At 45.7% G+C, this 24264-nt stretch carries 24 protein-coding genes; 14 read left to right on the forward strand and 10 right to left on the reverse strand.

Annotation, left to right across the window (positions count from 1 at the left end; translation table 11 throughout):
• Positions 1 to 74: 74 nt before the first annotated feature.
• Complete coding sequence (locus MHH57_RS06875; RefSeq protein ID WP_165144939.1) at positions 75 to 773, forward strand: queuosine precursor transporter; 699 nt, start codon at positions 75 to 77, stop codon at positions 771 to 773.
• 58 nt (positions 774 to 831) lie between these two features.
• Here the strand turns inward: MHH57_RS06875 and MHH57_RS06880 are convergent, their stop codons facing one another.
• Both MHH57_RS06880 and MHH57_RS06885 read right to left on the reverse strand, forming a co-directional pair.
• Complete coding sequence (locus MHH57_RS06880) at positions 832 to 1920, reverse strand: Xaa-Pro peptidase family protein (RefSeq protein WP_069012552.1); 1089 nt, start codon at positions 1918 to 1920, stop codon at positions 832 to 834.
• A gap of 72 nt (positions 1921 to 1992) precedes the next feature.
• The gene (locus MHH57_RS06885; RefSeq protein WP_069012553.1) at positions 1993 to 2721 is read right to left on the reverse strand and encodes an MBL fold metallo-hydrolase; all 729 of its coding nucleotides are present in this window, start codon (positions 2719 to 2721) and stop codon (positions 1993 to 1995) included.
• A gap of 197 nt (positions 2722 to 2918) precedes the next feature.
• Here MHH57_RS06885 and MHH57_RS06890 point away from each other — a divergent pair, with 197 nt between their 5' ends.
• The gene (locus MHH57_RS06890; RefSeq protein ID WP_069012554.1) at positions 2919 to 3431 is read left to right on the forward strand and encodes a GNAT family N-acetyltransferase; all 513 of its coding nucleotides are present in this window, start codon (positions 2919 to 2921) and stop codon (positions 3429 to 3431) included.
• Positions 3432 to 3550: 119 nt separating this feature from the next.
• On the opposite strand, the gene MHH57_RS06895 is transcribed toward MHH57_RS06890, so the two are convergent.
• The 3 genes from MHH57_RS06895 to MHH57_RS06905 form a co-directional block, all read right to left on the reverse strand.
• A complete protein-coding gene (locus tag MHH57_RS06895) occupies positions 3551 to 3985 on the reverse strand; it encodes a threonine/serine exporter family protein (protein ID WP_013309318.1) in 435 nt (144 codons plus the stop codon).
• Between the two features lie 20 nt (positions 3986 to 4005).
• The gene (locus MHH57_RS06900; RefSeq protein ID WP_029516404.1) at positions 4006 to 4761 is read right to left on the reverse strand and encodes a threonine/serine exporter family protein; all 756 of its coding nucleotides are present in this window, start codon (positions 4759 to 4761) and stop codon (positions 4006 to 4008) included.
• 113 nt (positions 4762 to 4874) lie between these two features.
• A complete protein-coding gene (locus MHH57_RS06905; protein ID WP_029516405.1) occupies positions 4875 to 5729 on the reverse strand; it encodes a hypothetical protein in 855 nt (284 codons plus the stop codon).
• Between the two features lie 358 nt (positions 5730 to 6087).
• On the opposite strand from MHH57_RS06905, the gene MHH57_RS06910 reads away from it, so the two are divergent.
• Positions 6088 to 6819 carry an HAD family hydrolase gene (locus tag MHH57_RS06910; protein WP_029516406.1) on the forward strand — a complete coding sequence of 244 codons (732 nt, stop codon included), beginning with the start codon at positions 6088 to 6090 and terminating at the stop codon, positions 6817 to 6819.
• A 137-nt stretch (positions 6820 to 6956) separates the two neighbouring features.
• The gene (locus MHH57_RS06915; protein ID WP_029516407.1) at positions 6957 to 7637 is read left to right on the forward strand and encodes a serine/threonine protein kinase; all 681 of its coding nucleotides are present in this window, start codon (positions 6957 to 6959) and stop codon (positions 7635 to 7637) included.
• Between the two features lie 85 nt (positions 7638 to 7722).
• On the opposite strand, the gene MHH57_RS06920 is transcribed toward MHH57_RS06915, so the two are convergent.
• A complete protein-coding gene (locus tag MHH57_RS06920; protein WP_342434977.1) occupies positions 7723 to 9141 on the reverse strand; it encodes an NAD-dependent malic enzyme in 1419 nt (472 codons plus the stop codon).
• A gap of 273 nt (positions 9142 to 9414) precedes the next feature.
• Positions 9415 to 10221, reverse strand: a complete 807-nt coding sequence (gene speD / locus MHH57_RS06925; protein WP_029516409.1) for an adenosylmethionine decarboxylase — start codon at positions 10219 to 10221, stop codon at positions 9415 to 9417.
• A 684-nt stretch (positions 10222 to 10905) separates the two neighbouring features.
• On the opposite strand from speD, the gene MHH57_RS06930 reads away from it, so the two are divergent.
• Positions 10906 to 11754 (forward strand): hypothetical protein, encoded by an 849-nt coding sequence (locus MHH57_RS06930; protein WP_029516410.1) that lies wholly within the window; start codon positions 10906 to 10908, stop codon positions 11752 to 11754.
• A gap of 86 nt (positions 11755 to 11840) precedes the next feature.
• On the opposite strand, the gene MHH57_RS06935 is transcribed toward MHH57_RS06930, so the two are convergent.
• Complete coding sequence (locus tag MHH57_RS06935) at positions 11841 to 12854, reverse strand: RluA family pseudouridine synthase (RefSeq protein ID WP_069012016.1); 1014 nt, start codon at positions 12852 to 12854, stop codon at positions 11841 to 11843.
• Positions 12855 to 13077: 223 nt separating this feature from the next.
• Between MHH57_RS06935 and recQ the strand changes: the two genes are divergently transcribed.
• The 3 genes from recQ (at position 13078) to MHH57_RS06950 (ending at position 18389) form a co-directional block, all read left to right on the forward strand.
• Complete coding sequence (recQ, locus tag MHH57_RS06940; protein WP_029516412.1) at positions 13078 to 14976, forward strand: DNA helicase RecQ; 1899 nt, start codon at positions 13078 to 13080, stop codon at positions 14974 to 14976.
• A 54-nt stretch (positions 14977 to 15030) separates the two neighbouring features.
• Positions 15031 to 16899, forward strand: coding sequence for a radical SAM protein (locus MHH57_RS06945; RefSeq protein ID WP_165144953.1), 1869 nt, complete (start codon positions 15031 to 15033; stop codon positions 16897 to 16899).
• A gap of 176 nt (positions 16900 to 17075) precedes the next feature.
• Entirely contained in the window at positions 17076 to 18389 is a 1314-nt protein-coding gene (locus tag MHH57_RS06950; protein WP_185156331.1) for an alkaline phosphatase, read from the forward strand.
• A 332-nt stretch (positions 18390 to 18721) separates the two neighbouring features.
• Here MHH57_RS06950 and MHH57_RS06955 read toward each other — a convergent pair whose 3' ends face one another.
• Positions 18722 to 19327: a DedA family protein gene (locus MHH57_RS06955; RefSeq protein WP_342434978.1), complete on the reverse strand. Its 606-nt coding sequence runs from the start codon at positions 19325 to 19327 to the stop codon at positions 18722 to 18724.
• A 15-nt stretch (positions 19328 to 19342) separates the two neighbouring features.
• Positions 19343 to 19918: a phospholipid methyltransferase gene (locus MHH57_RS06960; protein ID WP_322251346.1), complete on the reverse strand. Its 576-nt coding sequence runs from the start codon at positions 19916 to 19918 to the stop codon at positions 19343 to 19345.
• 287 nt (positions 19919 to 20205) lie between these two features.
• Between MHH57_RS06960 and MHH57_RS06965 the strand changes: the two genes are divergently transcribed.
• From MHH57_RS06965 to MHH57_RS06990, 6 genes are all read left to right on the forward strand, one after another.
• Entirely contained in the window at positions 20206 to 20463 is a 258-nt protein-coding gene (locus MHH57_RS06965) for a hypothetical protein (protein ID WP_341071810.1), read from the forward strand.
• Positions 20464 to 20549: 86 nt separating this feature from the next.
• Entirely contained in the window at positions 20550 to 20903 is a 354-nt protein-coding gene (locus MHH57_RS06970) for a FlxA-like family protein (RefSeq protein WP_165144962.1), read from the forward strand.
• Positions 20904 to 21199: 296 nt separating this feature from the next.
• Complete coding sequence (locus tag MHH57_RS06975; protein WP_165144965.1) at positions 21200 to 21628, forward strand: GNAT family N-acetyltransferase; 429 nt, start codon at positions 21200 to 21202, stop codon at positions 21626 to 21628.
• A gap of 11 nt (positions 21629 to 21639) precedes the next feature.
• Positions 21640 to 22101, forward strand: a complete 462-nt coding sequence (locus tag MHH57_RS06980) for a hypothetical protein (RefSeq protein ID WP_069012027.1) — start codon at positions 21640 to 21642, stop codon at positions 22099 to 22101.
• A 36-nt stretch (positions 22102 to 22137) separates the two neighbouring features.
• Positions 22138 to 22950, forward strand: a complete 813-nt coding sequence (locus MHH57_RS06985) for a helix-turn-helix transcriptional regulator (protein ID WP_342434979.1) — start codon at positions 22138 to 22140, stop codon at positions 22948 to 22950.
• Positions 22951 to 23055: 105 nt separating this feature from the next.
• Entirely contained in the window at positions 23056 to 24012 is a 957-nt protein-coding gene (locus MHH57_RS06990; RefSeq protein ID WP_318626846.1) for an aldo/keto reductase, read from the forward strand.
• Positions 24013 to 24264 lie beyond the last annotated feature (252 nt).

Below are 24264 nucleotides of genomic sequence, written 5' to 3' on the forward strand. Positions count from 1 at the left end.
TAATGTTTTTCCGGCTTGCTTCGGATGAACCGCGGTTCGCAACCATCCCGCGCTATCAAAACTAGGAGGATTTTATGTTTAATCTTTTATGGGGGGCAGCTTTTGTCCTCGTCAATTTTATGTTCTTTTTGTTATGTTTTCGGTTGTTCGGTAAAAAAGGGCTGTACGCCTGGATTGGTGTTGCTACTGTACTAGCTAACATTCAGGTAACCAAAACGATTGATCTGGTCGGCATTACCACGACATTGGGAAATACGATGTATGTTTCTATGTATATGGCCAGCGACTTGCTGAATGAAAAATATGGGCCTAAAGAGGCGCGTAAAGCTGTGTGGTTCGGCTTTTTCACTCTGATTATGACGACGGTCACGATGCAAATGGTGCTGCAATTCGAGCCAACTGCAACGGATTTTGCCCAGACCCCGATGCAACAGCTGTTTGGATTGTTGCCAAGGCTTGCGCTTGCCAGCTTGACAGCCTATGCAGTCAGTCAATTGCTGGACGTGCGTCTGTACGCCTGGATTCGCAAGTTTTTCCCGGAACGTCATCAGCTCTGGATTCGCGGCAATGGCAGCACGATGATCAGCTCGTTTATAGATACGCTCATTTTCTGTACTATTGCCTTTTACGGTTATGCGTGGGGGATATGGATCGAGATATTATTCACCACCTACATCTTAAAATTTGTATTGACTGCGGCGGGTACACCCATTTTGTACATTGCACGCAATTTCAGCTTTATAGAAGAGGAGGGGCAAACCCTAAAGCCATGATGGCTTGGGGTTACCCCTCCTTTTTTCATACTTTTTATATAATGAATAGCAAATGGATTTATCCGAGCACTGTCAGTTCTTTTGGAAAAGAGGTAAGCACTTCAACACCATCAGAGGTGACCAGAACGTCATCTTCAATCCGCACACCGCCGAGGCCTGGCACATAGATGCCGGGTTCGATTGTGAACACGAAGCCTTCATGAAGCAGATCGCTATTGCCTCCGTGTACAGATGGATATTCGTGAACACTCATGCCAAGGCCGTGTCCAACTCGATGGTTAAAGGCAGGGCCATATCCAGCGGATTCAACAACAGCCCGTGCTGCCTGATCTACGGATGCGCAGGAAACTCCCGGGCGAATGGCGGCAATTCCTGCTTCGTTCGAGCGAAGAACCGTATTATAAATTGTTTCGAGCTCAGTCGATAGCTTTCCAAAAGCAAAAGTACGTGTAATATCCGAAGCATAACCATCGGAATATACGCCCATATCAAACATGAGCAGATCGCCGTGTTGCAGCTTGCGGGTACCCGGAACACCATGAGGCAAGGCTGTTTTGGGTCCAGACAGCACTGTTGTGTCAAAAGACGGGCCATCTGCACCGATTTTTTTCATCTGGTATTCGATTTCGGCCACCAGCTCGACTTCCGTCACCCCTTCACGCACATGGGTGAGACCGTGACGAAGGGCATCTTCCACCAAACGAGCTGCATGTTTCAGACGTTGTACTTCCTCAGGAGTTTTTCTCACACGCATTTCTTGAAGCACTGGACCCAGGTCCACATATTGAGCCGCGCCAATGGCAGTATGTAGCTGTTCGTAACGGAGGACGGAGACGTGCTCCTTTTCCAGTGCGAATGCTTTCACACCGGTGCCTGTGCGTTGACGAAGCAGATCATATGGATTGTCCGTATCGGTGTGGGTGGATATACGAGTCACAGAAGAAGCAGCTTGGGCGGCTTCTGCATCCAGGGCGGGTACGATCAGTTCTGGTTCTTGGTCCCGAAGCAACACCAGACCAAGAAAACGCTCATGCGGATCACTGGCAAAGCCCGTCAGGTAGTAAATATGTTTAGGATCGGTCACAAGCAGGCCGTCCCAAGACTGTGACTTCAGTTCATCATACAGTCGGGTTATTTTCTCATTCATAAAGTCTCATTCCTTTCTGCCTATTTATTCATTATAGCTCTTCATACATCATTATTTATAGCATGGAATGACTTATTCTCTTTCCTGACTTAATGTTTGCAGACGTGCCTGTACATTCTGATCATAGTAACCACCATGGTAGCAGAGTACCTTATCAACATCCAATACAGTCAGTTTATCGAGGCTCTTTAGGGCCAGTGGCATATCCGGCGTAGCCGACTCAGCGGGACCGACCAGTTCACCTTCGACTACAAGCAACTCATCTGCTGCCAAGAGCAGCTTTTGTGCGGGCACATACAAGCTGATATGCCCGGGCGTGTGGCCGGGTGTATGTATAATCTGTATTCCTCCACCATAGGGTAGATGCTCACCATCCTCAAGAATATGAGCAAAGCGCAAATCTGGCAGGCGGCGAATCAGATCCTCTGCTTGTTGCTTGAGCGTAGTATCCAACTGATTAATCCGTTCCGGCGTTAGCTTCACAAATGGTCGCTCTCCTGTCATATAAGGGACGTCATCCTTATGGGCTAACAGGGCAGTATTCGGCAGCAAGTCCAGCAGTGCATGAACATTTCCGATATGGTCAATATCTTGATGTGTTAAAATAATTCTTTTCAGGCGGCTGATATCCTCACCCACATCTGAAATAGCCTTGCGTAATGGCTCCAATTGGCCGAGCATTCCCGTGTCAATCAGTGTAAGTCCATCCTCGTCCTTGAGCAGTACAGGATAAATGGTTGTTTTTCCAAAAAAAGATTCCATAGGTATTTCCAAAATCAAGAGTTGAGTTCCAATATTCATATTAAGCTGCTTCAGAATCCTTGACTCCGAAACATACCTCCCGTCTCGTCATGTTAAATCGCTTACTCCGTTTTTGTTTTTCTTCAAGCTCTATTATAAAACCCTTTGGGACTAATCCGCAAAACAACTCGATATGGCTGATCGGGCGCTTGTCTTGTACAATAAATAAATCACACAATAGGAGGCGGATACGAATAATGAATAACGACCAATCTTTTTCCATTGAATTTGCATGCAAAGAGGATCTTCCCGATATTGTGGACATTTATAATTCTACGATCGCAGGACGAATGGTCACGGCAGATCTGGAACCGGTGACAGTGGAAAGTCGAATTCCATGGTTTGAGGCTCATCAGGAAAACCACCGGCCTTTGTGGGTTTTAAAACAAAAGGGTACAATTGCCGGATGGGCCAGTCTTCAGTCCTTTTATGGGCGTCCAGCTTATAACGGTACAGCAGAAATTAGCATATACGTCCATGAGGATTCTCGTGGAACCGGAACAGGAAGTCGACTGGTGCAGCACTTGCTAAATGAATGTCCGAGACTGGGGATTACCACGTTGTTGGGATTTGTTTTTGGTCATAATGAGCCAAGTATTGGGCTGCTACGGAAGTTTGGTTTTGAGCAATGGGGGTACTATCCGCGTGTAGCTGTGCTGGACAGCATAGAGCGAGATTTAGCGATATTGGGTAAGCGAGTGGATGAATAAGCTTATGACATATAAATATTCTTTGTAACGTGTACAGAAAAAGGCTGTTTCCAAAATCGTCTCATACACTGCAGATGATTTTGGGAGCAGCCTCTTTTGCTTTTCTATTTTCATCGCTTTTAGCGCTGTGGTTTAAAACGTATACTGTGAAAAATCTGATTAAGCACTTCAGACAGCACCAAACCGACAGCAATCGCTCCTGCGATCATCAGCGTGCTCATCGCCAGCTCCAGTGCCTGCGGATAATGTTGTTGTACGAACTGGCGCATGGCATTATAGGCCATTCCCCCTGGAACGAGCGGAATCATGCCTGCGACACTGAAAATAATCACAGGCATTTTGTACAGCCGCGCAAAGCCTTGACTGACGATGCCGATGAGGATCGTTGCCAAAAGGCTGGCGCTCACAGGTCCCATGCTGTCCGTAGTTGAATAATAGACCAGCCAGCCTAGCATACCGACGAAACCGCATTGCAGCAGCGAGCGCCGGGGGGCATGGAAAAGTATGCCGAATGCAGCGGTGGCAATAAAGCTTGTGAATAATTGTGCAAGCATAGACTTGAATCTCCTCCGAATCACATATAAGAAATGATCACCGCAACGCCAGCTCCAATGCCGAAAGACGTCAGGCAAGCATCGGCTCCCTTGGAAAGACCCGAAACAAGGTGCCCGGACATTAAATCACGGATGGCATTTGTAATTAACAAGCCTGGAACCAGTGGCATGACAGAGCCAATAATAATTTTATCCATCATCTGTCCCCAGCCTACTATCGTTAATAGAGCCGCCAGCAAACCGATTAGAAAAGATGCAGAAAACTCTGAGAAAAACTTAACCTTAACGAGCCTGTGAAAATACTGTACGGCTGCAAATCCGATACCTCCGCATAACACAGCTGCGGGGAAATCTCGCCAAACTCCACCAAACATGATCATAAAGCAACCGCTGGCCAACGCAGCAGCCATCAGCTGTATACGGTTAGAATAACGGAGGGGACCACATTCAATCTCCGAAAGCTCCTTGACGGCAGCGCGGGGAGACAAATCACCTGTGCTGATTTTACGTGAAATGGAATTGACCTCTGTCACCTTGTGCAAATCGGTGGTCCGCTCTACGATGCGAATGAGCGTGGCAGGCTCCGAGTCATTAATGGCAAAAAAAATCCCAGTTGGTGTGACATAGCTATGGGACTGGGATATGCCATAGGCCGAAGCAATGCGGGACATCGTGTCTTCAACACGATAGGTTTCGGCTCCATTTTGCATCATCAGTTTGCCCGCCAACAGACAAACCTCAATGATTTCAGGAGTAGGATAGGAATGATTATTCATGCTCGCTCTCTTTCATTCGTACCGGGCCGTTCGACCCTATTATTTTCATTTATTGTAGCACAAAAAGCCGCCTTTTCGGAGGCGGTTAGGTTAGGGGAAATCCAAGGAATTCATCATGATTCTATCATATCAGGAATAACGGTATAGTAGGACTCTTCCAGATATGTTGCGGCCTCAGATAGGCCCATCAACTTAAGCTGTCCAGCTACAAAAGCACGAAGGGCAGAATGGGTGAACAGATGCCGTGTCTGGGCATCTCGAATAAAGGCCAGTCTGGCTTCACGCGAACCGTTGTGGAATAACTCACGCACAGCTTCGCCTTGTTGTTCCCAAAGGAAAGGCTCCGTTACGGTCAAGAGGGCACTCTCCTTAGAAGAGCTATGCTTCGCAGAAGAAGATACCTGAATGCCCAAGCCGTTCAGCGTAGGAGCTGCTTCATTGTGCTTCCGTTCTGTACGCAAACTATCGATATAGGCAGCCATATCCTGAATCGGTTCGATACCAAAGCGTTCCCGGAAGCATTCGCGTACAAACGCGGTACGTTCATCTACAACCTGAGGCAGTCGCTGACCTGCATGTCCAGAATAGTCATCTCCACTGGCGTAGTATCGTTGTAATGAACTGTTCTCTGTATAAACAACACTTAAAAAATCCTGCAAATGACGGGCAACCACCCATACACCCGTCCAATCGACGGGAGATACGCATACGATAGGGGCCTGTGAAAGGTCCTTTTCAAGACCAAAATCCGTTAAAAAGCCATAATGTATTCCGTCCACCCCTGCATGGGCAAAAGGAATAACATCTGGTGGTGTAGCCATATATCGTGGCGCGCGGCCCTGCTCCATAATCAATCCCAAATCAAAACTCAAAGAATGCCGGTTCGCTTCGAGCTCCTTTTCAAATTCTATAAGTGCCTCAATCAAAGGTGTAGCTGATCCATAGGCTAGGTTAGAACCGGAATCCATCGTGTATGCCTCCCTTATCCAATACATCCATAAAGCGTCCATCCCTAAAAGGTACGTGATTTTACACGAAATGTAAACCTGTATGACGAATCTTTTCAAAAATGTGACCTTTTACCCGTGTGTTGTCAAATAAAACGCTTTCGGGCAAAGCAGGACAAGATACCTATATTAGCTCGGTAGAGAAGTAAAGTGAGTTTGCGAAAATGCGGTCTTTTTCAGTGTATGTTAGCAACCGTGAAGTGTGAATGCAGGAGCGCAGTGTGAAGGACAGGGTGCAACGCAACAGGCCAACGGGTATAATATCAGGACAAGGTGAAAAGGAGCGACATCCGAAGATTTAACAGAAAGAAGTGGGCATATGAACTTGCAAAAGAAGGCTGTTTTTTTTGATGTAGATGATACGATGTACGATCATTTGCACCCTACACGCGATGCATTGCGAACAGTATTAGGATTGAGTGAGCGTTTTCCTTTTGAGAAAGCCTACCATCGTATTCGCTATTACAGCGATGTACTATCGGCTAAAGGAGGACTACTGGAGGGGAAGGCAGGGACGCATGAACTGGATGAGATGAGAGAAGGCCGTTTCATTCTGGCTTTACAAGAATTCGGGATAGAAATTACCCGTGAGCAGGCAGTACATGTTCAACAAGAATATTTGGATCGTCAGTACCGAATTGAGCCTTTTGAGGGGGCTACCTCGTTAATAAATGATTTGAGCTCGGCTGGCTTTTTAGTTGGATTAATTACCAACGGTCTTGAAGAACACCAGATGAGCAAGATCAAGGCTATGGCGTTGGAAAATCATGTTGCAGCAGAGCATATCTTTGTATCTGGAACCGTTGGCTATGCCAAGCCTGATCCGCGCATTTTTGAAGTAGTGAACGAACGGACAGGAACGTTAGCAGAGCACTGCTGTTACATTGGGGATTCCTGGCGCAATGACGTGGCGGGAGCTATAGCTGCGAATTGGCAGGTGATCTGGTTCAATCACAGGAACGCTCCCCCGGAAACTGACGTGCTAGGAATCTATAAAACAGCGGCAAGCTATGCAGAGTTAAGAAGGTTGCTTTTGCCGGACGCTCGTTAGACACGGCACATACCGTTTTTTCTAAAAGAATCAACCTATTTTGAAGCCATTCCCAAAGCTAACCCGTAATACTATTTATCTGTTATAGATCTAATTTCATTGGTAATGGTTTAGAACAGAAAAGGAGGGGATCGCGCATGGTAGAACAATGGAGGCAGGCAGAAGACATCATAAGTCAAGTGACCGTATACAGTACAGAGGATAATGATCCGGTTACCATTAAAACAGCCACTCAAGACGTCCGCTGTATTGGCATCGGGACAGATGCGGCCGTATTTACGCTGGATACGTTGCCAGGCTACGCATTCAAGGTGTACTCAGACATGGCGATCGACAAGAAAGATGCGGAGGCCGACGTATATGAGCGTTTGCGAGGGTCTGACTTTTTTCCTCATTATTACGGAAAAGGCGACAAGTATATTGTCATAAGTTATGAATCCGGTATTACGCTGCTGGATTGTTTGCTGCAAGGAATTCCTGTGCCAGAGCAGGTCATTCTGGATGTGGAAAAGGCGAGAGAATTTGTCCGATCCAAGGGGCTGAACCCCCGTGACATCCACCTCAAGAATGTACTCATGCAAGACGGGCGTGCCAAGGTATTGGACGTATCTGAATACGTGAAGGAAGGCGATGACAAGCGCTGGGAGCATTTGGTGTGGGCGTATCATACGTTTTATTCCGGTATCTCGGAGGTTAAAGTTCCCTCATGGATTTTGGATACGATTAAAAAATGGTACTACAAGCTGGACAACTCCAACTTTAATCTGGAGGAATTTGCCCAGCGTGCCAGTCAATTGTTCTCCAAATGGAGGTCATAACCGCTGTGAAGATAACGGATATGCAGTCTGATCTTTCCATAGCAAAAAGGATTGCACCCGCATTTAGGGGAGCAATCCTTTTCTTTTATCTGAAATCCCGAGGCACTCTTCTCGCTGTACCACTCGCAATTGCGGCTTGAATTACCTTTTCACGCACCCGTTGAACCGCACTCTCGTTAAATACACCAGGGATTATATACAGCTTGTTTAGTTCTTCAGGACGGATCGTGCCTGCGATGGCCTCGGCGGCCGCCAGCTTCATCTCTTCGTTGATTTCACGGGCACGGCAGTCGAGCGCTGCTCGAAAGATGCCTGGGAAACAAAGCACATTGTTAATTTGGTTAGGATAGTCCGAACGTCCGGTGGCGATGACACCCGCAATGTCCTCGACGTCCTCTGGCGCAATTTCGGGAACCGGGTTAGCCATAGTGAACAGTACCGGGGCTTCTTTCATACGTTTCACGTCTTCTCGTTGCAGTAGTCCGCCTGCCGATAGTCCGATAAACACGTCAGCGTCCTTCAGAACCTCGGACAGCGTGCCAGACAGCCGTTCGGGGTTGGTATGCTGCGCATACCAATTCCACATTTGATGCTCGTATGTTTCATGCGCTGTAAGCGCTCCGTGACGATCTACGCCAATGATATTGACTGCTCCTGCAGATAGCAAAATTTTCGTACAGGCCACACCCGCAGCCCCGATACCACAGACGACAATTTTGACGTCAGACAGGGCCTTGCCGACAACCTTGAGCGCATTGATCAGCCCTGCGTACAAAACGACAGCTGTACCGTGCTGATCGTCATGAAAAACAGGTATGTCCAGCTCGTTACGTAACCGCTGTTCAATCTCAAAGCATCGTGGCGATGAAATATCCTCCAGATTAATACCGCCAAAGGCTGGGGCCAATTGCTTAATGGCCTTAATGATTTCTTCGGTGTCCTGCGTGTCCAGACAGATGGGAAAGGCATCGACGGACCCGAGCTGCTTGAACAGCATAGCTTTGCCTTCCATAACTGGCATGGCTGCATAGGGACCGATGTTGCCTAGCCCGAGGACAGCGCTTCCGTCAGAGACGACGGCGACCGTATTGCGCTTGATCGTCAAACGGAAAGCTTTGTCCGGCTCCTCGTGAATCGCCATGCATACGCGTGCTACATCGGGGGTATATACCCGGGATAAGTCATCGCGGTTTTGAATGGGGACCTTGGGCTGCATTTCAATTTTGCCCCCGAGGTGTAATAGGAAGGTACGATCAGAGATGGATAATACCTTAACACCTTGTGCTTTTTTAATCCGGGCAATCATTTGATCGATTTCTGCTGGATCAGCAATGGTGACTGTAATATCTCTCACAGTGACCTTCTCAGAGGTGCGGATGACGTCAATGGCGATTACATCCCCGCCATGTTCGTTTACCAACGTAATCAATTGACCAAATTGGATGTGCTCTGTGGAAATTTCCAGTCGTAAAATGATATTTTTACCGCCAATACCGCCTTGCATGCAAATTCCTCCTTTGTCTTCCATGACAAAATCATACGTAGGATCGATTGATTGCGCTTACAATATGAAGCGGATGTAAAATCTATGCTGATATTTCAAATTAGTGGTTTCTTCCCCTATCATAGTGAACAATCACTCGCTTGTACAGATTAAGTTGAGTAATATCTTTTATTTTGTATCAAAAAAAGGATGAAAGCCTGGCTGTATTTCAGTCCAAGCGATCATCCTTTTTTTCAATGAAATGATTCACTTTATTTTCACGCATTCGATCTGTTACGTCATATTTTTACCGTAGTAAATTTCGTCCATTTCAATTTTGAGACGTGTTGATATATTTTGTTGCTCTTTTTCAGTCAGACTTTCCTTGGTGTAGCCGAACAGGTAATTGTCTAAATCGAATTGTTTTAGCTTACATTTGGTATGGAAAATATTTTCCTGATACACATTCACGTCGATCATGTCATACTGACTGCGCACTTCGTCTGGAATATAGTTTTGAATGGAGCCGATATCATGGTCGATGAAAAGCTTATGTCCATTCATATCACGTGTGAAGCCGCGTACCCGGTAATCAATCGTCATAATGTCGGTGTCGAAAGAATGAGTCAAATAGTGGAGTGCCTTGAGCGGGGAGATTTCCCCACAGGTAGAGACATCAATATCTGCTCGAAACGTACTGATCCCCTCGTCTGGATGATATTCCGGGTAGGTGTGAACCGTAATGTGGCTTTTATCCAGCTGTATCACGACAGATTCAGGTAGGGGGCCTGGTGACTCGGCATAAGATTCAGTCGGAACCTCCACAATGGGTCCCTCTGATATAAGTACTGTCACGCTGGCTCCTTGAGGAACATAATCCTGCTGGGCTACGTTGAGCACATGGGCGCCGATAATGTCAGATACATTCTTTAAAATAGCTGTCAGCCGATCTGAGTTATATTGTTCATCAATATATTCAATATACGCCTCGCGTTCTTCTTTGGTTTTGGTGTAACAAATATCGTACATATTGAAGCTCAATGATTTGGTCAGGTTGTTAAATCCGTGCAGGGTAATCCGCTGTTCCGGTGTTATGGTCATAGGCTATTTCCCCTTATAGTCGCAGTATTCATACATAATATTCCCAACACGCCTTTTCATATACCGATTCATAAAATCAGTTCTGTAGCTGTTAGATTAAAGGCTTGAACAAGTATGTCTTACCCGTTTGGCATAATTAAAAACAGGCAGGGGAGTGGCTTTGTTTTTACATGTATGGAAATTTTAATGTATATATACTTTATTTCTTACTCAGCAATTTTTAAGTAACAGGACTTATAATATGAACTATGTATACGAAGAAGGAACTGAACTGACAGAGAACTCGTAGTAGAACTTAAGAACCAGGTTAGTAATTCAGTAATTTAATGTGTATCACCTTCACAATGCCGAAAGCTTAACCGAATATGATTATAGACCCGGAAAAATAGTGATTTTGTATATTGCATAAATCGAGAAAGCAACTTCAGCTAATAATATGCGTATAATAAAATAAACGTAAGAAGCTGAGAATTATGAAGTTAAAATGAATTTGTTAGCGAGTTTAATTTACAAACCGATCCCATGTTACTGTCAGGATTTTGCACAATTCGATTCCAGTCGCTCCGAGGTGCAAGATATAGACGAACTAAACTACTTCGTTCTATACCTTTGTTCATTGGAAGTCGCTTATTGGATTTTTGCAAAATCCTTTACTGTAAGAAAAACGGTGGAAGGAGTATCAAGATGCTGGCTTTGTCCGATCCGGCCTGGACTCTGCTCCAAGGCCCTTATGGTTCTTCTCAATACGTCCCGGAAATGTTGAAGCAGCTCCAAGCCGGATATGATGGCGAAATGGCTGACACCTTGTATTGGGAGGAGCTGTATCACCAAAATACGTTGTATACTTGTACATTTGCGGCTGTACCTTACCTTGTAGACATTGCGTTAAAAAGTTCTGATATAGGGATTCGTGCAGATATATATAACATTTGCGGAATATTCGAAGCGAAGAATAACAATCCCTTACATACCAAAGTTCCTTTGGAATTTACAAGGGATCAGGTGAAAGTGGATTCTAGTCTGGCTGAATATATTTACGCGCAATATCGGTGTGCCATTGTCCGACTTGCAGAATTGACTGAAGAAATGGTGCTGTATGCGAAAGAACACGAAGGAGATGTCGGTAAACGCTATGTTCTGGCTGCGGGTGCCGCTTTTCAGGGTTATCGCTGCGTAGCTTATATGCTACAAAGCTTCGATACTGGTGACGAATATACGCTGGATTGTCCGCATTGCGGTACCCCGCTCTATATTTGGCCTGATGAACAGAATGACACCTTGGTTGTCTATGATAAGGATCCTGTAAATTCAGATAATCTGGTTCCCCAACCGATTCGCCCCCGTTCATTGGACCATAGAGGTGCTAATATGCAGTGGTTGCACGAATATGCCCAAAAAATTGAAGAGAACAAGCTGATTGCCCAATTACCCTATTTAAATGGTTGGGTAGATTGTCCAGTGTGTAATACGCCCATATATATATGGGATGAGTTGATGAAAATGGCTGATGGTGTTCGGAGGTATACCGCTTAATCAATCAAAAAAGGGTGCTGTCCTTCTACAGCCCCCTCATTTCCTCTTCTATTTTTCTATCTAATCTCCGTATGCTTTGCTCAATTCTACTCCCGGAACGGATTCAAAAAGGTTTTAGGGATGTCGGATTCAAAACGCAGCAATACCCCGGTGACGGGATGAATAAAAGACAATACCCTCGCATGTAGGCCAAGGCGCCCAATCGACTTGGATTTGGAACCGTATTTTTTATCTCCAACAATGGGATGACCGATATCCTCCATATGTACGCGGATTTGATTTTTGCGTCCGGTCTCCAAACGTACTTCCAGCAAAGAAAAATGCCGATTGGCTTGAAGTAGCTTGTAATGAGTGACTGCGTGTTGTCCGTCATTCGGATAAGGACTGGAATACATTTTTAGCGTCTTGCTTTCTTTCAGCCATGAGGTGATTGTACCCTCAGCTTTTTTAACCTGTCCTTCTACAAGAGCAATGTATGTTCGTTCATACACAACTTCCTTCCACGCTTTTTGCATTTCCTGCTGTATGGCTTCGCTTTTCGCAAACATCATCACTCCTGATGTATCACGATCCAAACGATGCAGTACAAAAATACGATTGTACGGATGCTCGCGTCTCACATGGGCCGTAAGCTGGCGATAGGCTGTTACTTCCTGCTCCTGCGCTGAAGCCACGGACAGCAACCCGGCATCCTTATGGATAACGATAATGGCTTCATCCTCATGCAAAATACGTAGCCCAGTCAGTGGTACGACGGGAATTACCTTTTCCTTGGAAAGAGCGACAGTCTGACCTTGCTCCAGTGGAAAATTATGCACGGTACGCGGAATGCCGTTGACGGACACCTGCCCACGAGCCAGTGCTGATTTAATGGAGTTGCGACCCATGCCAGTCACATGCTCTACTAAAAAGCTTAACAGCTCGGCAGGCTCCTGGACGATGTATGTTTTGGCAGGGGCTTTATCAAAAGCATTCGTTCTCCGTGGAGCTTCCGGTCTATGGGAGCCAGATCTTCCGGCAGGTTTATGACTGCGTTTGGAATGGCTTGCGTTTGACGTAGATTTTGTATGATTTTTCCGTTGGGGTTTCCGATTGTTCATGGGTTCTTTCTCCTTCTTGGAACCGTGTCTCTTCATAATTATGGACAAATTTTCGGCACCGTGTTCACTATATCATGAGAAAACAGCGAACGCCATAAGGGACTAAACCAGATTGGCAGTCTTCTAGCGGTTGAACATTACCCTGAACCCCGGTAAACTAAAGGTAACGAAAGAAAAGCCGATATGCGTCAAGGACGCTAGAAATATGAGGAGTTTTGAAACTATGAGTGTACAAGCACCAACCTTGGAACGGGCGCAGGACTTGCTGCAAAAATTTTATGGCTATCCCGATTTCCGGGAGGGACAAAAGAAAATTGTGGCCAGTATGCTGGAGGGCAACGATACGTTGGGCATCATGCCGACAGGGGGCGGAAAATCGATATGCTACCAGATCCCCGCGTTGTTGCATGAGGGGCTGACCATTGTCGTGTCACCGCTCATTTCGCTGATGAAGGACCAGGTGGATGCGCTGACCACGATGGGGATTGCTGCTGCCTACATCAATAGTACGTTGAGTGGTCGAGAAGTGAATGATCGCATACGAGCCGCACGGAATGGTGACTTGAAGTTACTGTATGTCGCACCGGAACGACTGGAACTGGACTGGTTTCGCGATGAAATGGCTCAGTTGCCGATTTCCTGCGTAGCGGTAGATGAGGCTCACTGCGTATCGCAGTGGGGCCATGATTTCCGTACCAGCTATCTGGCTGTGGCTCCATTCGTGGACGGGCTGTATGAACGTCCAATCGTGGCTGCGTTTACGGCAACGGCGACACCGCAGGTCATGGATGACATCGTGCGCTTGCTTCGTCTGCGCTCACCGGAGACGTTCGTTACAGGCCTTGGACGGCCCAATTTGGCGTTCAGTGTGCTGCGCGGGGAAGACAAACGCAGCTTTTTACTGAATTATGCCCGTGAGCATGAGGGTGAATCGGGCATTATTTATGCGGCGACACGTAAGGACGTGGACGATTTGTACCAACGGCTGCGTGACGCAGGCATGGCGGCTGGACGCTATCATGCCGGGATGACAGATCAGGAACGTGCAGATAGCCAGGAAGGGTTTCTGTACGACGATATCCGTGTCATTGTAGCAACCAATGCCTTCGGCATGGGGATAGATAAATCGAACGTACGCTATGTCATTCACTACAACATGCCTAAAAATATGGAGGCGTACGTGCAAGAGGCGGGACGCGCAGGACGTGATGGCGACCCGAGTCAATGTATTTTGCTGTTCGGACCGCAAGATATTGTGACGCAGAAGTTCCTGATTGAGCAAAATCCACAGGATGAAGACCGCAAGCGTAATGACTATCGCAAGCTCCAGCAGATGGTTGATTATTGCTACACGACTCGTTGCCTACGTACAGCACAGCTTGAGTATTTCGGAGAAGCGGAGGAGCATAAAGCTTGCGGCATATGCAGTTCATGTACAGATGAACGGGAACTGGTTGATATGACCATAGATGCGCAAAAGATTTTTTCGTGCATTCATCGCATGCGGGAACGTTATGGGGTCTCGATGGTCGCCTCGGTGTTGAAAGGCTCGCGTAACAAAAAAGTGCTGCAGTATGGTTTTGACAGCCTACCAACCTATGGCGTGATGGGCAACCGGACGGAAAAAGAGATCGCCGAAATCATCAATGTTCTTGTTTCGGAAGGCTATCTGATGTTGTCCGAGGGACAATATCCGGTCGTACGCTTGCAGCAGCTTGCGGCTGAAGTGCTGAAAGGCCAGCGAGAAGTCATGCAGCGTGTGGTGCGACATGCCACGGCTTTTGCAGGTGGAGCAGGTTCACGCGGACGACAGGGACGCGATGCATACCCGGCCGCAGTCAACGAAACCGTGTTCGAGCAATTGCGCCTGATCCGCCGCGATCTGGCCGCTCAGGAGCATGTACCGTCTTATATCATTTTCAATGATGCGACGCTGCGTGAGATGAGCGTAGCGAGCCCACAATCCGAGGCAGAGATGTTGCGGATCAAGGGTGTCGGAGAAGTGAAGTTCCGCAAGTACGGCAAGCCGTTTCTTGATTTTTTTCATAATCAGGGGAATATCGGGGGAACGGTAAGTGAGGACGAGATTTATGCAGACGATGTGTACGAGGATTTTGAATAGCCATACTAAGGTAAGGATATAACAGTCCATGCAAACTATAGAAGGTTGTGACCTATGAAAGTCATTTTATCAACGTTAAATGCAAAATATATTCATACCTCGCTGGCAATTCGATGCCTCAAAGCCTACAGTGAAAAGGACTTTGATATCGAGCTGGCGGAGTACACGATTAAGGACCCGGTGATGAACATCGTATCCGATTTGTTTCAACGGGGGGCAGATGTCATCGGCTTTTCCTGTTATATTTGGAACATTGAAGAGACGATTAAAGTCATTGATGTGTTGAAAAAGATTATGCCCGAAGTCAAAATTGTTCTGGGTGGTCCAGAGGTATCCTACGATACGGATCACTGGATGAAGCGTTTGGCGAATGTGGACTTTATCGTGGTTGGTGAAGGAGAGGAAACCTTCCATCAACTGCTGCAGGAGCTGGAAGGGGATCGCAAGTTCCATTTTGTGTATGGACTGGCTTACCGTAAGGGAGAAGAGGTCATTCAGATGCCCGGTCGTCCGAAAGCGGACTTGAACGAGCTGCCGTCGCCCTATCGTTTTGCAGAAGATATACCGGAACTCGGGAAACGGGTTGTTTATTTCGAAACGAGCCGGGGCTGTCCGTTCAGCTGCCAGTTTTGTCTGTCAAGCATCGAAGTTGGGGTGCGCTATTACGATATCGAGCGTACAAAGTCAGATATTCTGTATCTGATCGACAATGGAGCCAACCTAATTAAGTTCGTGGATCGGACGTTTAATATTAAACGCGATTATGCGCTGGAAATGTTCAAATTTTTGATTGAAAATCACCGTGGTTGTGTCTTCCAGTTTGAGATTACGGCAGATATTATGCGTCCCGAGGTATTGGATTATTTGGCGGAAAACGCGCCGCCGGGCGTATTTCGTTTTGAAATCGGCGTCCAATCAACGAATGATCCTACCAATGAGTTGGTTAAGCGTCGCCAGAACTTTACCAAACTTTCCCGTACTGTTACCAAGGTCAAACAAAGCGGTAAAATTGACCAGCATTTGGATTTGATCGCCGGGTTGCCCTTGGAGGACTACAACACATTCCGTAAAACGTTTAATGACGTTTTTGCGCTCGGCCCGGAAGAGCTTCAACTTGGCTTCCTCAAAATGCTGCGTGGCACTGGACTGCGTATCGACGCAGATAAGTACAACTACACGTACATGGACGTGGCGCCTTATGAAATGCTGAGCAATGACGTCCTTTCCTTTGCCGATATCGTCCGACTCAAGCGCTTGGAAGATGTATTGGAAAAATATTGGAACTCTCATCGTATGGATCATACAGTCAACTATCTGATTGAGCGTGAATTCTCGTCCGCCTTTGATTTCTTTCAGGAATTCGGAGACTACTGGGAAGGACAGGGCTGGCAAAAAATCGGACATCAGCTCGAAGACTTGTTCACACGTCTCCAGTCCTTTCTGGAATCGCGTGGAACAAAGCGAATGGATATGGTGCTTGGACTGATGAAGCTTGATTATTTCCTTAACCATAAATATAAGCCGCGTAAAATTTGGTGGGAGCATAGCTTGGAGAAGAATGATTGGTCCAGCTATATGAAAATGGTTCTCCAGCACCCGGATGCGCTGTTGTCACCTGTGGTTGCAGATTTTGTGGCAGATGCGAGCAAGGAGAGTACAGGCGAAACGGATGTAGGCATTCAACAGCCGCAGCCATACCGCGAGATTATCCCAGCCTTTGCTTCCTTGAAGCTGAGTGAAAAAGAACTGCAAAAGCACGCTGTTCTAGATGTACTGCCGTTCAGTCTGGATCATATCCTGAGTGGGGGTAGCCCATTGACTGCCGAAGGCCGCACGCTTCTGCTTGTAGTCTATCAGCAAAATGGACAGCAAAAGCCGCTCTACTACACCATGCCGATCGGCAAAAATATCGCTGCGATTTAATATAAGAGGCATCGACTTTGATATACCAAAAGTCGGTGCCTTCTTTTGTCTTATAAAAAACAGGTGAGCACTCCAAATTTTACATTCGTGTAATCTATTGCTTTACGATACTTTACAAAGCAGATATATGATTACTTTATCATATATGAATATTAAATTTATTGGAGTGTGACCTTGTGAAAAAGCGTTCGATGAAAAAGAGTATCCTTGCTTTAGGTGCCATTACCGTTTTGAGTGCGCCATTGTTATCTGCTAATATCCCTAACGCTTTTGCAGCCTCATCTAATACCAAGTCTACTACGACACAGGTATCCAAAGGACAGAAAACCTCGTCAGCGAAAGTCGATGCCCCTAAGAATGTCATTCTCTTTATCGGCGATGGTATGGGAGAAGCAAGTCGCAACGCGATTCGCTTGGCGACGGTAGGGAAATCGGGATTACTTGAAATGGACAACATGCCTGTAACCGGCCTGGTTAGCACAAGTTCAGGGGATAACCTGGTTACGGATTCTGCCGCCGCTGCGACTGCTATTGCAACAGGTGTGAAAACGTATAACGGCGCGATTGGAATGGATTTGAATAAAAAACCAGTGACAACGATTATGGAGCTGGCTAAAAAAGCAGGCATGTCTACAGGTGTCGTGACGACAAGCCAAGTGACAGACGCAACGGGGGCTGCCTTTGGTGCGCATGTCGAAAAACGCTCCGCTCAAAGCGAGATTGCCAAACAGTATTTGGAGAAAAGCAAGCTGGATGTTATTCTGGGCGGTGGTGAGGATTTCTGGTACCCTGCCGGAACAGTAGGCAAACATCCAGATGCTCCGGCAGAAGATCCTGAGGAAGCGAGTAAGGGAACTCAAGGGAATTTGGTAGAACAAGCGAAGAAGCTGGGTTATAGCTATGTGACGGATCAGACAGGAATGAAAGCAGCCAAAGGTTCTAAGTTGCTGGGGCTGTTCGCCAATGAAGAGATGTTCCAAGCTCACAACAAGCAGGGTAACTCTTACAATCCAACGGTTTCTTTACCGGATATGACGACCAAAGCAATTGATGTTCTTTCCAAAAACCAAAAAGGTTTTTTCCTGATGGTAGAAGAAGAAGGAACGGATGAGATGGCGCATGACAATGAAGGTGAGCTAACGATTAAGGCTGGGCAACAGCTCGATAAGGCCGTTAAAGTAGCTAAAGAGTATGCCAAAGCACATCCAGATACATTAGTGTTGGTGACAGCAGATCATGAAACGGGCGGTTTGGCGATTGAAGGCGAAGATGCGGAGGATGAATCCGGTGAAGGTGTTTCCAAAGAGGATGGTCCTTTTACTGTAAAAGGCTCTAATGAAAAGTTTTATATTGACTGGACCACGGGAGGACATACATCTGTTGATGTGGCGTTAACCGCGATGGGCCCAGGCTCTTCTCAGTTTAGCGGGAATTACCCGAATACTGCCATTCATGATAAGCTGGTTAAGTTGCTTCAATTAAAGAAATAGCTCGGGGTGTAAGCCGCCACTTTAAAGGCTTTCCATATTGGCAATATGGTTTTTCCTGTGATAAATTAAAGCTAATAAGTATATACTGAAAAAGAGCAAGGATGCTGCCAACATCCTCACTCTTTTGCAACAGCCGCTTATAAGGGCGGTAGTTGTAGGGTTGGATTAGTAAAATAGACCGCATTCCTTTTCCAGAGGGCGGTCTATTTCTTTTTGTTGAAGGAAAGAATCAAGATCACCAATGTCGCAAATTGAATCATCAACATCAATGTATCTTTAACCTCCACAGGCATTACCTCCTTTGCAGGAGACTAGCCGACCGTGTTCTACCTTTACTCCTCCGTTGTTTTCTTTCCCCATACTAATTTCATTATAAAAAATATAATGGTCAGCATGATGACAAGCAATGCCATCTGCGAGCCATAACGATGAATCAGTTCTCCTACTGCCTGTACATGATCGCCAAAGATACGCCCGAGTAGAAAGAAGATCAGCGTCCAGATCAAACCCGTTGAATAAGAGAAGAGGGCATAGCGCTTGAAGCTCATTTTATTGATTCCGACAATATAAGGAATAATGTGACGGACGATCGGCAGCAAATAACTGATGCAAATAGTGAAGTTCCCATACTTATGTATCAATTTTTCCGAAAACGTAATGTACTTGTCCATTTTTTTCTTCCGGCGTAAACGTTCTAGAATCGGTGTGCCCACGGTTCTCCCCAATACATAACCTAAGGACAGGCCTGATATAACCCCAAGATATACAATTAAAAAAGCGGGTAACGGGTGAAGTATGCCCATGCCTGTTACAGCCCCGCCAGTCATCACAATGACTTCATCCGGGATGGGCAGACCCACAATCCCAAGCCATAGAGAAAAGAATAATGCTGCATAGCCGTATTGTTCGATGATGGAAATTAAATATTCCACGTCCATACCCGTACTCCTTTCTTAAGCTTTCTTTCGGCATACATACACGAATGCGGGTGGAACATTCATGGGCACAAACTTGATTTCTTCAATATCAAACCATTCACCTAACTGCTGCTTCATCTGTTTAGAGTATTGAAAGGCCACAAACATTCCTCCATCCCTGAGCGATAGATGAATTTGTTCTACAATTTGATTCCGCATCGCTTGTGGGAAATTGAAAAAAGGCAGCCCACTGATTATGCAGTCAAGCTGTTCTATTTGGGCATTTTTCATAGCAAGCTGAAGCTCACGCGAGTCGGAATAGCACAGATAATTCGGGAATCTTCTTTTTAAACTCTGCTGCATGGTTTGGTCTTTCTCAAAGAGTAAAACCTTGGGTTGAAATTCAGCAGCAGACGGGATGTATTGGGTAATTGCCCCTGTTCCAGCACCAAGCTCGGCAACAGCATGAACTTCACTCCATGGAATGGATTCTATCATATTTTTAGCTAAAAATCTGGAACTTGGTGTTACACTACCCACATATGCAGGCGAGTACAAAAATTTGAATAGAAACATAAGTCTCTCGTGAACCAAATGGCTAATACGGATCATACATCATTTCCCTACTTTCAATTTTTAAAATACGTTCATTTATTCTTTGCTAAGAGTAACAAATTATCCCTTTACTTACTCCTGTCTCAAGTAGGGTTGATCCCCCCGTCTTGCGGAGGGGATTTTCCTTGACTATGGTCTAGGAAATAATAAAAGGGTTACGGTATTAATGAGTCTGTATTGATTCAGTTATCATTCAGCATACCCTCAGGTTGCATTCAGATTTGCTACCGATGAAAGGTAGGTGGGCAGCCAAAAACATTATGTACACTGAGAGGGAATCTATTTTGTCACTATCCATTAACAGACATCTTATCACGACTTCCTATGATCATTCGAATACGGTGAAGTCACATGAGAATGGACTAAATACCACGGGGCATACCACACACAAGAAATCTAACGATTCACTCGAACTGAGCAAGGAATTCATGAAATACACGGGAGGAATGCAGGCTCCGCTTCCTACGAATGCCACAGATGAAGAAATATCGGCTTTATTCGATAAAATCGCTAAGACTTTTGAACAATCTGTATCATCGTAGTCATAGTCATTAGAGTGCAACACCATAGCTTAGAACCGGTTAGCCCACACGTGTAAACTCATACTTTTATAAAGGGGAAATCTCGTATGAACATTTCATCCACATCCAGCAGTTCTATATCTATTTCAAGCACTTCATCTTCATCCAGTACCAACGATACAGCTAGTCTGGAAAAGCAAAAAGCTCAACTTGAAGCGGAGTACAACAAGGTACAGCAAAGTAAGGATAATAAAGATACAAAAGAAACAAAAATGAAGCAGCTTCAGCAACAAATTAAACAGATTGAAGCTCAAATTGCACAGCAAAGTTCGCAATCCAGCAGTACGTCAACTCCAAAAATGGAAAAGCCCGCTCCAAGTAACACAGAAACAACTCGTATCAACAGCGCTAACAGCAGCGATATTACGGGAGTTGGGAAATCACTGGATATTTCAATTTAATCATCCCCTCTCTTCTCCTGTATGGCAGACGATGGATATAAAGGATAGCAGGTTCTCCGTTTCAGAGGGGCCTGCTTTTTTCGTTACTAAATATTTTGCATGAATCCAGGGAACGACTTTAATCAGCGATATTTAGATTAGAATAATTCTGTCCATCTAAATTGAATCATGTGACTAAACATAGAAAAGTATATACAATATATAACAGTAGGAAGATGAAAGTATTTTAACCCTATTATTTTCTATATTTAAATCAGTAAGTGCTAGTAATCATTTCAAATTGGAGGATTTATGCCATGACGCTGGAACCTCAGATGAATCGAAGTAGTAGAGATGAAGCGCGTTTAGTCAGAAACAAGTTGATTGAGTTTAATGCGAAACACGTTCCAGCAGATATTCGAACCCAATACGAAGAGATTAATCTTACGCTTAAAAATGAAGACGGTCAGGTGATAGGCGGTCTCCTAAGTGTACTATGTTGGAACTGGGTGGAGGTTGATATTTTGTGGGTAGATCAGAGCTACAGAGGAAAGGGCTACGGTTCACAACTACTCGGTGAAATTGAACAAATTGCTAAAGAAAAAGGGTGCGATTTTATACAACTTAATACCTTTACTTTCCAAGCGCCCGAATTCTATGAAAAGCAGGGGTATGAAGTCGTTGGTGTCATTGACGATGCTCCGAGAGGCTTTAAACACTATTATTATAAGAAAAATATCTACTGAGGATTCTATAGATGCGCGTACAGATCAAGGAAATAAATAAAGATCAGCATATCACCATTCGTAATATTGGCAAGGAAAAAGTATACGGCTACTGGACATATTTTTGGCATGAACTGACTTCTGGATATGCGTATGTTGTCCCGTATGAACAAAGCTTAAATAAGATGATTCCCGGTTGTGTAATTTCGGTCGAGACTTCTCAATCCAGTATAGAGGGGTTCAGGAGGCTGAAGCCTACTGAAGAGACAGGGATTTTTCGACCTCAACCAAAGCTAGGCGACTATTGGATTCAAGGAACGATACATCAAGTGATGCAAGGCGAAGCAGACGAGATAGAATGTGTGGAGATTGTAGTAGGAGACACTACGTTTATTTTGGATTCTGAAGAAGTGAATGGTGATGTCAACGTTAAAGCGGGCGACGGTGTCGCCTTTGAAATCATAGGCCTACAGTTGTTTGACGAGGGACTGTGAGCGTTCTATAGCGATTGATTCGAAAAGAGGTAACACATGTCTAATGATAATAGTAAATCGAAAACGTTGGGAGCTTTTCTGAAATCACGTCGAAATCGACTTCAACCAGAGCAGGCAGGTCTTAGACTTTCACAGGGTCAGCGAAGAACACCGGGGCTTCGCCGAGAAGAAGTTGCGATGCTGGCAGGTGTCAGTGCGACGTATTACACATGGCTGGAACAAGGTAGAGAAGTAACAGCATCTAAGGAGATTATCGAAAGTATAGGAGAAGCTCTACAATTAACTCATGATGAGAGAGCACATCTAATTCAATTGTGGAATCCTAATGAGGCGGTTGCGATTTCGCCCATCCATACAAGGCTGAATCCACAGTGGCAACATATTATTGATCAGTTGTCCTATCCTTCCTTTATCAGCAATGAAAAAGCGGAAGTGCTTACTTGGAATAGCGCGGCGAATGAGGTGATTACCGATTTTTCTTCCCTGTCCGTTTCTGAACGTGTCATGATTCGTTTATTGTTCGTGGATTCCGAATTACGTCGTCGAATGGTTAACTGGGAAGAATTCGCGTCCTATTCGGTAGCTGTTTTTAGAACCTATTATGACAAGTATTTAGGAGATCCTTGGTTTGAGGAGACGGTAGAACGGCTGCGTGTGGAAAGTATGGAGTTTGACACCATGTGGAAGCAGCATCATATCCAGCTCAAAAAGGTGAATCGGGTTTCCCTTCAAATCCCTGGCGCTGTGGAAGCAGTTTCCTATGATATTAATTCTTTAGCAAGTATTACGGACCAACCGGGTCTGCACTTTTGTATCTACACGCCAGTAAGCCAATCCTCTGCCTGGTAATCTTGTTACTAGTATAAACGTACTGTGGTTGCCTCCATAAGGGTCTATTAGAATGAGTACATGTTCATTCCATCCATTTACCCAAAGAAAAGAGGGAACCATGATATGCTGAAAAGGAAATTGGGATGTGAAGGGCTGGAGGTATCAGCTCTGGGCCTTGGCACGATGATGATGCCGAACAACGAGGAGTCGGTGCGCACACTTCAGGGAGCGCTGGACCTTGGCGTAACGTTGTTTGATACAGCAGATCTTTATGGTGAGGAATACGCACAGCAGAAGTTCGGCGGCAATGAGAAGCTAGTTGGACGTGCGCTCAAGGGTCGTCGGGAGGAGGTAGTGATTGCCACTAAATTCGGGATCACACACACTCAGGGACCCAAGGGAGATCCGGCATATATTAAAAAATCCGTAGACGCCAGTCTGTTTCATCTGGGGACTGATTATATCGACCTGTATTATCAGCATCGAGTCGATCCCAATACTCCGATTGAAGAGACCGTCGGAACGATGGCCGATTTGGTTAAGGAAGGGAAAATCCGTTATATCGGCTTGTCGGAAGCGTCGGCTGAACAGATCCGCCGCGCGCATGCGGTGCATCCAATTACCGCAGTAGAAACCGAATATTCCTTGTGGAGCAGAGAAGTGGAAGACGATGTCCTTCCGCTACTAAACGAACTGGGAATCGGCTTCGTCCCCTACAGTCCACTGGGTCGAGGTTTCCTCACGGGACAGATCAAAAAATTTGACGATCTGCCAGTGGATGATTACCGCCGTCATTTCCCTCGCTTCCAAGGCGAGAATTTCACCAAAAATCTAGAGGTTGTCCTCCTGATCGAAAAGCTGGCTGCCCAAAAAGGTTGTACTTCTGCTCAGTTGGGGCTGGCATGGCTGCTTGCGCAAGGCGACCATATCGTCCCGATTCCAGGAACGAAGAGATTGGAAAGAGTGCGTGAAAATCTTGGTGCCCTACAGGTCTCTTTGTCGGAAGCAGAGCTTCAAGAGATCGAGCGTATTTCGCCTAAAGGTTTCGCAGCAGGTTCTCGTTATCCGGAGCGTGCCTAGAAAACGGAGTATTGGCATGATGATTAAGTTTAGGATAAGACCGTTCCTTTCTGGAGCCGCTTGGTAGTACCAGCGGCTCTGTAGAAAGGCGGTCTTTTTTTTACTAATTTTGACCGACTTAGGCATGAGTTCTCAAGTCTAGTCTATGGTTAGAGTTATTGCGCTCTACAAAATAACGAGTTAAAGTATGGGAAATGCCATATTTAACCACAGTTTGTCGGTGTGAAAGTAAAACTAGATTTTAGTGAATCG

It is taken from the genome of Paenibacillus sp. FSL H7-0442 (assembly GCF_038593105.1).
GTDB lineage: Bacteria > Bacillota > Bacilli > Paenibacillales > Paenibacillaceae > Paenibacillus > Paenibacillus polymyxa_D.

Coding starts and splice junctions, on each gene's coding strand:
- MHH57_RS06875 (WP_165144939.1), top strand. CDS start 75: ATGTTTAATCTTTTATGGGGGGCAGCTTTTGTCCTCGTCAATTTTATG.
- MHH57_RS06880 (WP_069012552.1), bottom strand. CDS start 1,920: ATGAATGAGAAAATAACCCGACTGTATGATGAACTGAAGTCACAGTCT.
- MHH57_RS06885 (WP_069012553.1), bottom strand. CDS start 2,721: ATGAATATTGGAACTCAACTCTTGATTTTGGAAATACCTATGGAATCT.
- MHH57_RS06890 (WP_069012554.1), top strand. CDS start 2,919: ATGAATAACGACCAATCTTTTTCCATTGAATTTGCATGCAAAGAGGAT.
- MHH57_RS06895 (WP_013309318.1), bottom strand. CDS start 3,985: ATGCTTGCACAATTATTCACAAGCTTTATTGCCACCGCTGCATTCGGC.
- MHH57_RS06900 (WP_029516404.1), bottom strand. CDS start 4,761: ATGAATAATCATTCCTATCCTACTCCTGAAATCATTGAGGTTTGTCTG.
- MHH57_RS06905 (WP_029516405.1), bottom strand. CDS start 5,729: ATGGATTCCGGTTCTAACCTAGCCTATGGATCAGCTACACCTTTGATT.
- MHH57_RS06910 (WP_029516406.1), top strand. CDS start 6,088: ATGAACTTGCAAAAGAAGGCTGTTTTTTTTGATGTAGATGATACGATG.
- MHH57_RS06915 (WP_029516407.1), top strand. CDS start 6,957: ATGGTAGAACAATGGAGGCAGGCAGAAGACATCATAAGTCAAGTGACC.
- MHH57_RS06920 (WP_342434977.1), bottom strand. CDS start 9,141: ATGCAAGGCGGTATTGGCGGTAAAAATATCATTTTACGACTGGAAATT.
- speD (WP_029516409.1), bottom strand. CDS start 10,221: ATGACCATAACACCGGAACAGCGGATTACCCTGCACGGATTTAACAAC.
- MHH57_RS06930 (WP_029516410.1), top strand. CDS start 10,906: ATGCTGGCTTTGTCCGATCCGGCCTGGACTCTGCTCCAAGGCCCTTAT.
- MHH57_RS06935 (WP_069012016.1), bottom strand. CDS start 12,854: ATGAACAATCGGAAACCCCAACGGAAAAATCATACAAAATCTACGTCA.
- recQ (WP_029516412.1), top strand. CDS start 13,078: ATGAGTGTACAAGCACCAACCTTGGAACGGGCGCAGGACTTGCTGCAA.
- MHH57_RS06945 (WP_165144953.1), top strand. CDS start 15,031: ATGAAAGTCATTTTATCAACGTTAAATGCAAAATATATTCATACCTCG.
- MHH57_RS06955 (WP_342434978.1), bottom strand. CDS start 19,327: ATGGACGTGGAATATTTAATTTCCATCATCGAACAATACGGCTATGCA.
- MHH57_RS06960 (WP_322251346.1), bottom strand. CDS start 19,918: ATGATCCGTATTAGCCATTTGGTTCACGAGAGACTTATGTTTCTATTC.
- MHH57_RS06970 (WP_165144962.1), top strand. CDS start 20,550: ATGAACATTTCATCCACATCCAGCAGTTCTATATCTATTTCAAGCACT.
- MHH57_RS06975 (WP_165144965.1), top strand. CDS start 21,200: ATGACGCTGGAACCTCAGATGAATCGAAGTAGTAGAGATGAAGCGCGT.
- MHH57_RS06980 (WP_069012027.1), top strand. CDS start 21,640: ATGCGCGTACAGATCAAGGAAATAAATAAAGATCAGCATATCACCATT.
- MHH57_RS06985 (WP_342434979.1), top strand. CDS start 22,138: ATGTCTAATGATAATAGTAAATCGAAAACGTTGGGAGCTTTTCTGAAA.
- MHH57_RS06990 (WP_318626846.1), top strand. CDS start 23,056: ATGCTGAAAAGGAAATTGGGATGTGAAGGGCTGGAGGTATCAGCTCTG.